This is a genomic window from Acinetobacter sp. LipI_15 (assembly GCF_058242865.1).
This window is the reverse complement of sequence record NZ_JBZAYN010000001.1, coordinates 1,251,333-1,264,126: the sequence shown is the minus strand read 5'-3', so window position 1 is coordinate 1,264,126 and position 12,794 is coordinate 1,251,333. Positions and strand designations below refer to the sequence as shown.

The 12,794-nt window shown below is 40.3% G+C and carries 11 protein-coding genes; 3 read left to right on the top strand and 8 right to left on the bottom strand.

All coding sequences use genetic code 11. The annotated features are described in order from the left end of the window. Positions 1 to 158: 158 nt before the first annotated feature. Together AC4CU0_RS06095 and AC4CU0_RS06090 are read left to right on the top strand one after the other, a co-directional pair. On the top strand, positions 159 to 602 hold the full coding sequence (locus AC4CU0_RS06095; protein WP_078188615.1) for a universal stress protein: 444 nt from the start codon (positions 159 to 161) through the stop codon (positions 600 to 602). A gap of 141 nt (positions 603 to 743) precedes the next feature. Further along, positions 744 to 1,190 (top strand): universal stress protein, encoded by a 447-nt coding sequence (locus AC4CU0_RS06090; protein ID WP_078188616.1) that lies wholly within the window; start codon positions 744 to 746, stop codon positions 1,188 to 1,190. 49 nt (positions 1,191 to 1,239) lie between these two features. Here the strand turns inward: AC4CU0_RS06090 and AC4CU0_RS06085 are convergent, their stop codons facing one another. The 5 genes from AC4CU0_RS06085 to AC4CU0_RS06065 form a co-directional block, all read right to left on the bottom strand. Next, the gene (locus tag AC4CU0_RS06085) at positions 1,240 to 2,268 is read right to left on the bottom strand and encodes a DUF1311 domain-containing protein (RefSeq protein WP_490742705.1); all 1,029 of its coding nucleotides are present in this window, start codon (positions 2,266 to 2,268) and stop codon (positions 1,240 to 1,242) included. A gap of 121 nt (positions 2,269 to 2,389) precedes the next feature. Continuing rightward, positions 2,390 to 3,865, bottom strand: a complete 1,476-nt coding sequence (locus AC4CU0_RS06080; protein WP_490742704.1) for an OmpA family protein — start codon at positions 3,863 to 3,865, stop codon at positions 2,390 to 2,392. A gap of 221 nt (positions 3,866 to 4,086) precedes the next feature. After that, complete coding sequence (locus tag AC4CU0_RS06075; protein ID WP_490742703.1) at positions 4,087 to 5,322, bottom strand: dihydroorotase; 1,236 nt, start codon at positions 5,320 to 5,322, stop codon at positions 4,087 to 4,089. Between the two features lie 9 nt (positions 5,323 to 5,331). Then, positions 5,332 to 6,348: an aspartate carbamoyltransferase catalytic subunit gene (locus AC4CU0_RS06070; protein ID WP_180023479.1), complete on the bottom strand. Its 1,017-nt coding sequence runs from the start codon at positions 6,346 to 6,348 to the stop codon at positions 5,332 to 5,334. Positions 6,349 to 6,717: 369 nt separating this feature from the next. Then, on the bottom strand, positions 6,718 to 7,074 hold the full coding sequence (locus AC4CU0_RS06065) for a hypothetical protein (protein ID WP_490742702.1): 357 nt from the start codon (positions 7,072 to 7,074) through the stop codon (positions 6,718 to 6,720). 221 nt (positions 7,075 to 7,295) lie between these two features. Here AC4CU0_RS06065 and rlmKL point away from each other — a divergent pair, with 221 nt between their 5' ends. Continuing rightward, a complete protein-coding gene (gene rlmKL / locus AC4CU0_RS06060; RefSeq protein WP_078191812.1) occupies positions 7,296 to 9,500 on the top strand; it encodes a bifunctional 23S rRNA (guanine(2069)-N(7))-methyltransferase RlmK/23S rRNA (guanine(2445)-N(2))-methyltransferase RlmL in 2,205 nt (734 codons plus the stop codon). 41 nt (positions 9,501 to 9,541) lie between these two features. On the opposite strand, the gene AC4CU0_RS06055 is transcribed toward rlmKL, so the two are convergent. From AC4CU0_RS06055 to AC4CU0_RS06045, 3 genes are all read right to left on the bottom strand, one after another. After that, positions 9,542 to 9,964, bottom strand: a complete 423-nt coding sequence (locus AC4CU0_RS06055) for a hypothetical protein (protein WP_490742701.1) — start codon at positions 9,962 to 9,964, stop codon at positions 9,542 to 9,544. Positions 9,965 to 10,197: 233 nt separating this feature from the next. After that, a complete protein-coding gene (locus AC4CU0_RS06050) occupies positions 10,198 to 11,499 on the bottom strand; it encodes a DUF945 family protein (protein ID WP_490742700.1) in 1,302 nt (433 codons plus the stop codon). A 128-nt stretch (positions 11,500 to 11,627) separates the two neighbouring features. Continuing rightward, positions 11,628 to 12,794, bottom strand: a complete 1,167-nt coding sequence (locus tag AC4CU0_RS06045; protein ID WP_180065483.1) for a GNAT family N-acetyltransferase — start codon at positions 12,792 to 12,794, stop codon at positions 11,628 to 11,630.

The following is a 12,794-nucleotide window of genomic DNA, read 5'->3' as shown; positions in this document are numbered from 1 at the left end:
CGAGTTTTCCGCTCAGATTTATTTGACGACTTATCGACATTAATTTATGTAATTTTATGAATTTACAATATTTTTTAGATTAATAAATTGAACCATGCACGACAATGTGTTATCAATAATCTATAGGGTTTAAAAGCAAAATTACAGGAGATTGTTCCATGTCATATCAAAACATTTTAGTACCTGTCGATGGTTCAGAAATCTCGTTTTCTGCAGTAAAAAAAGCTGCAATTATTGCCAAGGCATTTAACAGCCAACTCACTTTAATCAGCCTTGTTGCTGAAGACCCATTTACCGATGCAGACTTCTATTATTCTTCATCAATCATGAAAGAATATTTCGTACAAGCTTACGCAAATGCAGAATCTGCATTAAAAGAAGCTGTGCAAATCACGACTGAAGTTGGTATAGATGCACAAAGTAAGATTATTAAAGGTCAAGTTTCTGCTGAAGGTGTAGTAGAAGCAGCCAATGAAGTGAAAGCCGATTTGATCGTGATGGGTTCACATGGTCGCAAAGGATTTAAGAAAATGCTACTCGGTAGTTTCGCACAAGATGTACTCAGCAATACTGAATTACCCGTGTTGGTTGTAAAAGCTTAAGATGACCAAGCCCACATCATGTGGGCTTTTTTGTATTCAGCACACCCTTCACTAATAAGCTTACCCTTTTGTCTAATTCATACAATATCGTGAATAGAGCAAGATTAGATTGATAACATTTAAAATATTAAGGAAGCAGATATGAGTCAATATCAACAAATTTTAGTCCCTGTGGATGAATCTCCAATTTCATATTCTGCTGTTGAACATGCCCTCAGCTTGGCTAAAAGTCAAAATGCACAAGTGACCATTGTCAGTGTTGTTGCTGTTGATCCATTCGTTGGTGTCGATTTCTATGCTGTGGCACCTGCAATCACTGAATATTTTATGCAAGCTGAAAAAAGTGCTCAGCTGCGTTTAGAAGATATCAAACAAACCTTTGTACGTGATGGTATCGAAGTTAAAACCCGTTTGATTCATGGTGTATCGCCAACCGAAGGGATTTTACAAGTGGCTGATGAAATCTCTGCAGACTTAATCATCATGGGTTCACATGGACGCACAGGTTTAAAAAAAGCCATGCTGGGCAGCGTAGCACAAAATATTTTAACGCAGTGCCCAATTCCTGTTTTGATCATCAAGCAATAAACTAAGATTCAAAAAAAAGCCCTTCATTGAGGGCTTTTCTTCTTTTAGATCAATTAAACACGTTATTTAAATACACAATTCGTTCTGTAGTTTTCTGATTAAAACATTTGGTATATTGCAACTCCTGATTTTGCGTATTCATCGCATCATCCCAGTATTGCGAATGCTTTTGATAAGTCTCTTTTTCACTTTCATTTAATGAATAAACACTTTTTTGTGCAAGCACTTTACAGTCGATATCACGCTTTTCAAACCAGTCTGCTTGATCTTGCTGTAACTCCGCCTTTTGTTCATCACTAAAACGATCCCAAGTCTGATTGAGACGGTCCACCACTTTGGCATTATCCTGATCTAGCTCTTTCTTACGAATATCCATCGCCTTTTGTGCAAGGCTCATTTGTTGAGATTGACTCTCCATCCCTTGCTGATAGGATTCTTCGTCTCGCTTATTTTGAGCACTATATGCCGCATATAGCACCGCATGACGTGTCACTGTTACAACGCTATCAATTACGTCATTTTGACTTGGGACACTTAGGCTCAAACCATCTTTGTCCGTTTTAGTGATGCTATAGCTAAAATTCCCTTTAAGCTGATCATTATCCATGCTTAAGCCTGACTCCCCATCTTCGAGTGAATCATTCAAAGTATAATTACCACGTTCTTCACAGCCTTCGTCACATGGTCGTTCAGCAAAGGCATTTTCAGCACGCTTTTGTAATCCTTTCGGGAAAACCACCAACAGTTGACTGCTACATTCCAATGTTTTGGCTTTATTAGGGTCTTCAGTTAAGGTCGTGACATTTTGAATGTTAAATTTTAGATTTTTTACAATCAGATCCATGAGTTGCTGATCGGCTTCATAATCGGACTGACGTATTTCTTTGTTTAATTCTTTGAGATATTCGTTTTTTAAGTGATCTTGCAATTGGTCGATATTGGCTTGTGCAGTACAACTCCAATCTTCCAAAGCAGGCGCTTCCGTTTTGGCTTCAACATCTTTTTTATTTTTAAAATTATCACAGCCGGATATCAATGCCGCAGACAACATGAGGCTCGTGATGACTATTTTTTTCATTGTATAATTACCATTATGATTTTATTCTTCGCGCGTATTTTACTCAAAATTACAGCGCTTTGACGAGAAAAATCCCCGCATGTGCAGGGATTTTTTATATATCATCTCATTTAGTACGGTTTTAATTGGTTTTTTCAGTTACGCCTTCATTGGTAACATCTCGTACTTTGCCATTCTCGGTATTTAAAACTTCAAACTCAATACGTCGGTTTTTGAATTGACCTTCTTTGGTGCTGTTTTCTGCTACCGGTTTTTCTTGACCATAACCCACCGCTTGAAGCTGTGCAGGATCAACGCCTTTCGACACCAAATAATCCACCACAGCTTGTGCACGCTCTTGCGATAAAGCTTTATTCGCTTCCGCATTACCCACAGCGTCGGTATGACCTTGTACAGTCAGATGTACCTGTGTTGCGCGCTGCATTAACGCTGCCGCTTGATCCAAAATCGATTTATTCACGTCAGGAATATCAGATGAACCTGTCGCAAAATTAATAATTTGTAAGTTCAGCGCAGTCGCAACATCTAGAGCACGAACTTGTTCAGGGTTAATACTCGCTAATGCTTTTTGTGCATCAGTAATACTGTTATCTACTGCAGTTTGTTCGCTCACGCCTTCTTGAACCAATACCGTCATATTTTTTGCTAAAGGCTTAATTTGATTGGCAAGGCTTTGAGCATCCGCAGGATTTTGCGACAAAATCGATAACTGATTTTCTGTCCAGGTTAAAGTGGTATTTGGCACACCTTTAAGTTTTTGCAGAACCGTTGGAATGGTATCTTGATCAATAAATTGAGTATGGTAACTGGCATCAGATGAAGCACCACAACCCGTATTAAAGTTAAAGATCTGTTTGACTTGTTGCTGCAAAATTTCAAGATAATTTGAATCACCAGTTTGAATTTGACAGTTGGTTAACTGCCCATCTGTACCGGTGCTAAATTGCAAATGTGCTGGCTGAGATGCAGCAGGCTGTGCAACCGTTGTTGCAGAGGTGGTTGGTTCTTCTTTATTAGTACAAGACTTAAACCAAAATGCGATCAGACCCAATAATATAAGCAGCGCAATAATTGGTAATAACCAATTCGAGCGTTTTTCTTCAACGATAACAGGTGTTGGTTCAACAACAGGCGCTTGGTGTAATGTACGGCCAGCTGCAGTGTTTACCCCTAAACCTGCGAGTAAAGGCACTGCCCATTGTGGGAGTGCTGCCAAAATGCTATCTGCATGATTATCGAGTAAATGCGTGATTGCGACAGGATCAGATGAACCCGCTTCATTTTCAAGCACCCCTATGGTTGGGGCGATCGAATGATTCAAGGTCTGCTCTATTTCTGACGCTGGAGCAGCACCGCCACCAAGATGTTGCAGAAATTGATCTTTTAATGTGGGATTCGCCGAGAAAATATCACTAATTCGTGGATTTAACTGTTTTTGGAACGCATCAATAAATTCAGGTTTGGATCGAAAAATATTCAACAGGACTGGAACAAACTGGCTAATGGCTGAATTTTTTTCAGTTAAGTGTTGTGTATCACCGTCCAGCACAATCGAGGAGACGTGCTGCTTAATCAGCGCTAATAAGTCTATATTCATATTTGTACTCCATGCAGTTGTCATTATTTTCATGTGTACTTTAGTTTATATGTTTATTTTTTGATCAAATGTAGTAATTTGTTCGGACTTGTCAGCGTGTTAATTTCTTTTTTATTTTCAATCTATTAATTTCAATCCTCATAAAAAAAGCCAGCCGAAGCTGACTTTTAGATATCAAATTAAAATGCTAAGACTCAACATTTTCCATATTGAGCTTCAGCTTAAACGGCATAAAAAGCTTGAAGCACTTTACCTTTAACAGTGTGCTGAATTAATGGTGTGTTCTTACCATTTGATACAATCGTGTCTTTATTAATAGTCCACTCAAGCTCTGGATCGACCAGTACCCAACCCGCTTCATCTGCCCAACGCTGTTGCATATTGGCCACTTTTGCCGGTGCGAGTGTGACTTTCTCAACCCATTCCAGTGGGCTTAATAGGCCTTCTTGAATCAATTGAATACCAAAAGGTACATAGGTATCAAATGCAGTAAAACCGGGCTGTGTTTCAGCAAATGGCGCCATTTTCGCTGAGCTGCTCAGCGGCTCATGATGCGTACAAATTGCATCAATCACACCGTCTTTCACTGCTTGGCGGAGCAAGTCTTTATCTTGCTCAGAACGCAGCGGCGGACGCACATGCGCAAGTGAATTAAAGCCGTCGATCAACTGATCAGTTAAATGCAATTGGTGCATGGCTACATCGCAAGTCACCGGTAAGCCTTTCGCTTTAGCATGTTTAATTAATTCGACAGATGCGCCTGATGACAACAGACCAAAGTGCGCACGCACTTTAGTAGCTTCAATCATCAGTAAATATTTTGCAATGGCTACGGTTTCCGCTAATGCAGGGATCATCGGTAAACCTTGACGAGATGCGACAAAACCTTCATGCACACAGCCATCTTTGGCAATCTGCGGCTCTTCGGCATAGAACACAACGGTCATGTTCAGACCCGCAGCATATTCTAAGGTACGAATCACCACATCATTGTCCATAAATGGCGCATTGGCATTCGATACTGCTGTACAGCCGCCTTTTTTCAAACCTGCCATATTCGCCGGCTGCTTGCCTAACAAGCCTTGAGTTTGCGCGCCAATCACCTGCAGATAAATACCGCCGTCCAGCATGGCTTTTTCCACCAGACCATGAATCAATGCACCATTGTCTTGCACAATCGGTTTAGAGTCTGGCGGGGTAAACACATGCAAAATACCATTCGCACGCGCAGCCTTACCTTCTGACTTTAAAGTGCCGTGCTGCTGCTGACCCGGCTCTCGTAAACGCGCGCAAAGGTCAACCATACTTGGCATCAGCCATTTGCCTTGACCATCAATGGTTTCAGCGGCATTGCTTTCGGCAACCAATCGGCCATTTTCAATATAAACTGTCTGTACGCTGTCAGTTTGATTGATTGGATCTAAGACACGTACATTTTCAACTTTAACAATACTCATGACTATCCCTTAAACCGCAATCGCTTCAATTAAACCTTTTTCTTGCAACTGACCTTGCATTGCCAAAGCCAGTACCGCCATACGCACCGCAATACCATTGGTCACCTGATGTAAAATCACTGACTGAGTGCCATCGGCAATACTTGAGTCAATTTCAACACCACGGTTCATTGGTCCCGGATGCATCACGATGCAGTCAGGTTTAGCCAAAGCCAGACGCTCTTTATTCAAACCATACATTTTGTAGAATTCGGCTTGAGATGACAGCGCAGGAGAATCAATACGTTCGTTTTGAATACGTAAAGTAATAATCACGTCGCAGTCTTGAATACCGGCTTCCATGTTGTTGAACAGACGAATGCCTTCGCCATAATCATCAAAACCGTAAGGCAGCAAAGTATTAGGCGCAATGACACGAATATCTTTACAGCCCAATGTTTGTAATGCAGCGACATCTGAACGGGCAACACGCGAATGCTTAATATCGCCAATGATGGCAATGGAAATGTCTTCAAAATTCTTTTTGGTTTCACGGCGAATCGTCAACATATCCAACATGGCTTGCGTAGGATGCGCATGACGGCCATCGCCTGCATTGATGATTGCCACATGCGGACAAACATCTTTGGCAATAAAGTGCGGCGCGCCTGACGATGAATGACGAACCACAAAAATGTCGGTCGCCATCGCTTCTAAATTCCACAAGGTATCACGCAGTGTCTCGCCTTTTGATGTACTTGAACGCGCAATATCAATGTTCAATACGTTTGCAGACAGACGTTTTGCTGCCGCTTCAAAAGTGGTACGGGTACGTGTTGAATTTTCAAAAAACAGGTTCATTACCGTACGGCCTTCTAAAAGGTTGTTGGTAATCAGCTGATTTTGGTCATTAAAAAAGGACTGCGCAGTGTCCAATATTTTTGTGAGAGTTTCTTTAGAAAGGCCTTCGATGGTGAGGAAATGTTTTAAGTTACCATCTTGGTTGAGTTGAATCTGGCTCGGTGTATGCAATGCCGCCAAGTGCATGAGAGATTCCTTATCGTTAAGTTAACGCATTATACAGAGAATCTTGGCAAATGGCAGTTGAAGTTTTCAACGTTCAATGCAAACGCATGATGTTATTCAAAATGAATTTTCAAATTCCTATCTATCATTTCAATTAGATAAATTAAACGTTTTAAATTAAACTTCACCTTTCCCCTTTCATAAAGCCTTCAAACAGAACTTCTATCCGTTCTTATTCTTGATTGAATTGAATACTTTCAAACAGATAAAGTTCAGCTATAAACAGCCGCCTTCTGCGCAGTTCAATAACTTGTGAAATGAAGAAAGAGAGTTGATACGTCAGGCTGCGTGCAGCAGAAAATATATGCCGCTGCTCACAGCAGGATTGAATTAACGCAATGCGCCGATATAACGATGTGCAACCTGTGCTTTATAGATATCTTCCGCAGTCGGTTCGCTCATTAAAATTTCTGCTGTTTCAGATTGAACTGAGCTAACTATTGGTTCTTCTGGTGCTGTAACTGCAACTTCATGCAAATTCAACTCACTATATAAACGTGCAACTAAACGAGATAATTCAGGATCAGCCGTTTCCAAAGCCAAGTTAGAAACAAAGCGTGCATATTCGACATTTTCAACCACATATAATGCGTCAATAACCCGTCCTGACACACGACGTAAGCGCGCGTAGATTAAAGTGGCGATTGAAAATGCGTTTGATTGACTATTGATTGCCAGCCCTGTCATAAATACCCCTAATGATATCAATATTATAAAGATCGAATTTTGATCAGGGTTATAGCAATTTTTGTACCATTAAGTGATATTTCTCACAATGTACACAGAATAAATTTGATAAAGTCATTCAAATCTACCGATATTTCTCCCGTTTCAGCGCAATATCGTCCGCCCAAATCCACGAAAATACGTTAAAATATGCGATTGCTTTTTTGCCTTTGGAAATTTACATGAATTCGAAACCGCGTCTTTCTACATATTGGGTTACCTGTGCAGATGGACTGGAAACCTTACTCCGCGAGGAAATTGAAGGTTTAGGTGTTCAAAATATTGAACAGTTCCCGGGTCGTCTTGTATTCAAAGGCACACTTGAAGATGCATACCGTATTTGCATGTGGTCACGTTTGGCTTCACGTGTACTCACCCCGATTCATACACATGAATTAGAGTTCACGCATGATGCACGTGATGTAGCGGAAGAGCTCTATGAAGGTGCAATAAACTTTGATTGGTCACTTATTTTTGCACCACAAAGTACATTTGCCGTTCGTTTACACATCGAACGTGACATTAAAGTCAATTCTCAGTTCGCAACTTTACGTGTTAAAGATGGTGTGGTCGATTCCTTTATGGAAGCTGTGGGCAAACGTCCTAGCATTGACATTAAGCAACCTGAAATTACGTTGTATGTATTAGCTGGCAAAACTGAACATACTTATTGCTTAGATTTATCAGGTGATTCTCTGCATAAACGCGGCTACCGTCGCTACATGACAGATGCACCGATTAAAGAAAACTTAGCGGCTGCTATCTTACAGAAAGCAAAACTTAAACAACATCAACCTGATATTATCTTGGACCCAATGTGTGGTTCAGGGACCTTTATCATTGAATCTTTAATGATTTTGACTGACCGCGCGCCAGGCCTTGTTCGTCGTTTTGGTTTTAATGGTTGGAATGGTCATGACCATGAACTTTGGATGTCGATCAAAGGCGAAGCTGCTGAACGTCATAAAGCCGCACTTGAAAACCCTCTCCCACAATTCTATGCATTTGATGCAGACTGGGAAGCAGTAAAAGCAACCAAACAAAATATTATCGCTGCAGGTTTCGAATCTGTACTTGATCAAATTAAAATTGAAGAACGTACACTTGCAGACTGGCCAGATTTCCAAGCAACAGGTAAGAAATGCTTTGTTGTCACTAATCCTCCATACGGCGAGCGTTTAGGTGATAAAGCCTCTAACCGCGCACTGTATTTAGGTCTATCGGCACTATTACAAAAGAACTTCCCGAACCAGCCTGCTGCGATTATTGCAGCACAAGTTGAACAGGCCGATGTCCTTGCCTTTAATGATCCGCAAATTTTGCGTTTGATGAATGGTAAGCTGCCAATTTACGTCCGTTTTGGTACAGTTAAACCTGCGGCAGTTCAAAAGCCTTTCCTAGAGCATTGGGAACCGCAACAATTTGAAAAAATTGAAGGTGCAGAAGACTTTACCAACCGTCTTCAAAAAAACATGCAGAATCTTAAAAAATGGGCAGTCAAAGAAAATATTTTCTGTCTACGTTTATATGATGCCGATTTGCCAGACTTTAATGTCGCGGTCGATTTGTATGGTGATCGTTTACACGTACAAGAATACGCACCACCGAAAAAAATTGACCCAGAAAAAGCCAAAAAACGCTTTAACTTAGCACTGCAAGCGATTCGTGCAGTGACCGGCTTAGGTCGTGATGCGATTTTCATTAAAACACGTGCCCGCCAAGAAGGTAAAAATCAGTACACCAAACAAAGTACTGCGTCTAAACGTTTTATCGTTCAAGAAGGCAAAGCAAAGATTTTGGTGAACCTAACAGACTACCTCGATACAGGTTTGTTCCTTGACCATCGTCAAATGCGTCTACGGATTGCCAAAGAAGCCAAAGGTAAACACTTCCTGAACTTATATAGCTATACCTCTACAGCGAGCTTACATGCAGCGCTTGGCGGTGCAGCAAGTACGACCAGTGTCGATTTGTCAAATACCTACCTAAACTGGTCTAAAGAGAACTTTGTACTGAATGGTTTGACAGTAGATCATGCAGATGAACAACATCAGTTCTTCTCTAGCGACTGTTTTGAATGGTTGAAAGAAGGTCACGAGCAATATGACCTGATCTTTATTGACCCACCAACATTCTCTAACTCTAAAAAGTTCTATGGTACGTTTGATGTCCAACGCGACCATATGTCTTTGCTTAAACGTGCCATGAACCGTTTAACCACTGACGGAACGCTTTACTTCTCAAACAACTACCGTGGTTTTGAGATGGACGATGTGATCATGGCAATGTTTGACGTTGAGGAAATCAGCAATGAAACCATTGGCCTAGACTTTAAACGTAATACCAAAATTCACCGTGCATGGAAAATCACTCATCCACAAATCTAAGGTTTGACTTTAGAAATTCCTGATCTATGAAATGAAGCACGTCAGTGCTTCATTTCAACCACGACTCCATCTGGATACGTTACTCGAATATTTTCATGTCGCTCTTGCAGCACAATACGGTTAATCGGTGCAACTTCTGGAGATTGTATTAACCCGACCTGATCCGCTGCCCTTTTCTTTTGAAGCAAATAATCACTCATGGTTGAGCCTTCAAGCTGGGTCTCCTGAATGATCTTATTATTACGATTAGATTTATGATTTGAATTGTTCTGCTGCTCTTCTTTGGGTTTAGCTGCTTCACTCTCAATAATATCTAAGGTTTCTTCACTAAATTGTTTTTTACCTTGCGTTTCATTCGACAAACGTTGATCTGAAATTGAAGTACCCGCAAAAACTGTAGACTGAACAGCGATCAGAAAAATGCTACTAATAAGACTGTGTTTTACCCAAGAACATTTAGGCATGGATGATTGAACAAGTTTCCGTCTAAAAAAATAATCGTGTGACATCGTGTCTTTCCTATTGTTGTTTTGATTGGCTAGTTGCCCATTGACGCTAGCAACTTTTCAACTGTTCAACAATGGCTAGGCCGCTGTGTTCCGATAAAGTGAACATCATGATTCCGCAGCTCAAAATAAAAAACCGTCAATCAATGACGGTTTTATATTTTCAAACTAAACGACTAACGACTTGTTGCTTATTTATTTTGTATGGCTTGACCAAAAAGCTTTTGACCGAACTTATATTGCATACTCATGACCATGTTATTGCCATCGCGCTTGCCTTGCCCTGATGTTTCAAAACCTGCAAACATGGCTTCAGCTTCCTGTCCTGACAAACTTTTGCCCTGTAATTGTAAAAAGTTATTCATGATTGCAGTCATCATATTTTTATCAAAACTTAAGTCTGCTTGAAAATCCAGTAAGCTCGGTACCATTTTAATAAAAGACTCCATTGAAGCATGGTGTCCCGGCATGACTTTCCCCACGACATTTGCAGAGGCTTTACCTCCACCAATACTGATCGAGTTATCTTTAGACTCAAAATCAAAACCTTGGCTTGCGATTGCTAAGAAAGCTTGAGTCATTTCTTCACTTGATTCACCCACTGCATCGCATGAATTTTCCACCTGATGCAAAAGTTCACTAAATGCACGGACTTTATCCAGATTGACTTTATGCAATGCCAAATTTAGTGCGAAATCTTTGGTGACCGGTGAACCTGGGAAATCCATCTCATCTGCTTTTAAATAGCCTTCAAAGTCCACATCATGTTCATTTAGCTCGGTCTCCCAACGCAGTTGCATACCACGCATGCCGCCTGAGAACTTTTGATCTAAACGTTTGATAGAACCCGCTTGAATTTCAACAAAACCATTTTCAAGATTTTCCTGATTTAAACCTTGATTGGTCTTCATCGAAAAATTTTGCACCATGGTTTGCATTGGACCTTCACTCAACCGAACCACAGGTAAATGGATTGAAAGTTCGGATACCTTAGTGGCTTGCCCCGGTAAACTATTGATTCGAATTTGCAATTGGCTGGCATCAGCTTGTACCGTTGCACCTTGTGCAGTCGTTTTAAATGCAGGAATCTGTAAATCTGTTTTACTTTGACCAATCCAATTGACCAAGGTTTTTGCAGTTAAATCCGAACCAAAAAGCTTGGCATATTCAGACGTACTTTGTTGTTGAACAATCTTAAAATTCGAGTTGATGTTATAGCCTTTCAACCCACGTTGAATCTGATCGGTACCCTTCAACACGATCACTTCTTTCGGTTTACACGGGTCTGTTTTCAGGGTTAATACCCAATCGACTGTTCCACCCATCAAGCCCATTTGATAATTGCTGTACTTTACATCAACATCTTGTACAGCTGCGGACCAATTATTCTGTGTATAAAATTGGGCAAGAGATTTATCTGCATATAAATTCCCTCCCACCACTGCTGCTGAAAGCACCGCTAAACTGCCAATTCCCCACATCAACTTCGACATGTCTTTCTCATTCTGATTATTCTTTGCGCAGTATACTGAAGAACTCAGTTACATAAGTACACAATTAGAATGATTTTAAATGATTGATTTGGCAGTTTTAATTGATTTTTTGATCGTTATCACTTCCTCTATATACGCCCAACCTCAAAATAACTAATACGTTTACGATCAAAAGCAGCGTATGGATTGGCTTTAAAACTATGAAAATAGTGCTTGGCTTTTAACACATGTGAGGTCGTATTTTTCATCCACTCAATACGCGGGTCCTTCTCTGCCAAAGTAATACAATAGGTTTCTTTACCACGTTGCTTTGTCTGCTGTTTTGCATGAAAAATCAAACTTGCAAATACGTCCAGATGTTCAGGATGACATAGCGGACTATGCAACATTAAATAATCAAAGGTTCCATGAATTTTTGGCAGTGATAAAACACCACGCACACTGGCATAGGCATTATAAAAAGGTTTCATCAACTTTAATGACCTTGAATAATCGATCACTCGAGTTTGTTTAAAACTTTTTTGATTCCATAAGCCATAAAGTCCAACCAACTGATTGTGCTGATCGTAAATCAAATAGAAGTCATCTAGATTTAAGCATGCCCAAAATGGATTTTGACCATCTACCAAAGCATTAAAATCATAGCTAGGTAAAAAATTATAATGGTCTTTCATTTTTAAAATGAAATCATTCGCTTCATCTACACGTTCAGCAGTCAGGGTTTTAAATTGATATTGATTGAAAGTTTTTGGTTTCACTGCCTGTGAAACGGTAAAGGTTCGAATTTCATCATAAAAATATGGCAGCGGAAATCCAGATCTTTCATGATGTAAAATACTGGCAGCGACAATATTGTCGTTTAAAACCACACTTTCAAAAATCGTGTCTTGTGGTATTTCATCATGGAGATAGTCCATCAATAAGCGCATGACTTTAGCACCACGATACGCTGGATTCATTCTTAAATCGGCGACATAACGCATCAGGTCAGGCTGACCATTGATATAACAATAACGCCATCCCAAATTCATCATCGCAATCACGATAGATGGATCTTCCACAGGGACAACCACTTTTAAATCTGGACGATTATACTGTGCGTGGCTGGCATCAAAATAACTGGGGTGACGCGCATAAGATAAGGTAATACCATTACTTGGCATAGTCTCTGCACTAATTTTCATTAGTTGCACATCATCTTCTACCGTCGCGTTTCGAACCGCAAACTTAGTCTCGTTCTTTGAATGATATAGCACCGTTTCGTCGAACGGTGCATCTAACACATCGATATCCAT

Bases quoted from the DNA above. Each gene is read 5' to 3' on its own strand.
- AC4CU0_RS06050 (WP_490742700.1), bottom strand. From the start codon at position 11,499: ATGTCGAAGTTGATGTGGGGAATTGGCAGTTTAGCGGTGCTTTCAGCA.
- AC4CU0_RS06065 (WP_490742702.1), bottom strand. From the start codon at position 7,074: ATGACAGGGCTGGCAATCAATAGTCAATCAAACGCATTTTCAATCGCC.
- AC4CU0_RS06095 (WP_078188615.1), top strand. From the start codon at position 159: ATGTCATATCAAAACATTTTAGTACCTGTCGATGGTTCAGAAATCTCG.
- rlmKL (WP_078191812.1), top strand. From the start codon at position 7,296: ATGAATTCGAAACCGCGTCTTTCTACATATTGGGTTACCTGTGCAGAT.
- AC4CU0_RS06080 (WP_490742704.1), bottom strand. From the start codon at position 3,865: ATGAATATAGACTTATTAGCGCTGATTAAGCAGCACGTCTCCTCGATT.
- AC4CU0_RS06045 (WP_180065483.1), bottom strand. From the start codon at position 12,794: ATGGATATCGATGTGTTAGATGCACCGTTCGACGAAACGGTGCTATAT.
- AC4CU0_RS06055 (WP_490742701.1), bottom strand. From the start codon at position 9,964: ATGCCTAAATGTTCTTGGGTAAAACACAGTCTTATTAGTAGCATTTTT.
- AC4CU0_RS06085 (WP_490742705.1), bottom strand. From the start codon at position 2,268: ATGAAAAAAATAGTCATCACGAGCCTCATGTTGTCTGCGGCATTGATA.
- AC4CU0_RS06070 (WP_180023479.1), bottom strand. From the start codon at position 6,348: ATGCACTTGGCGGCATTGCATACACCGAGCCAGATTCAACTCAACCAA.
- AC4CU0_RS06090 (WP_078188616.1), top strand. From the start codon at position 744: ATGAGTCAATATCAACAAATTTTAGTCCCTGTGGATGAATCTCCAATT.
- AC4CU0_RS06075 (WP_490742703.1), bottom strand. From the start codon at position 5,322: ATGAGTATTGTTAAAGTTGAAAATGTACGTGTCTTAGATCCAATCAAT.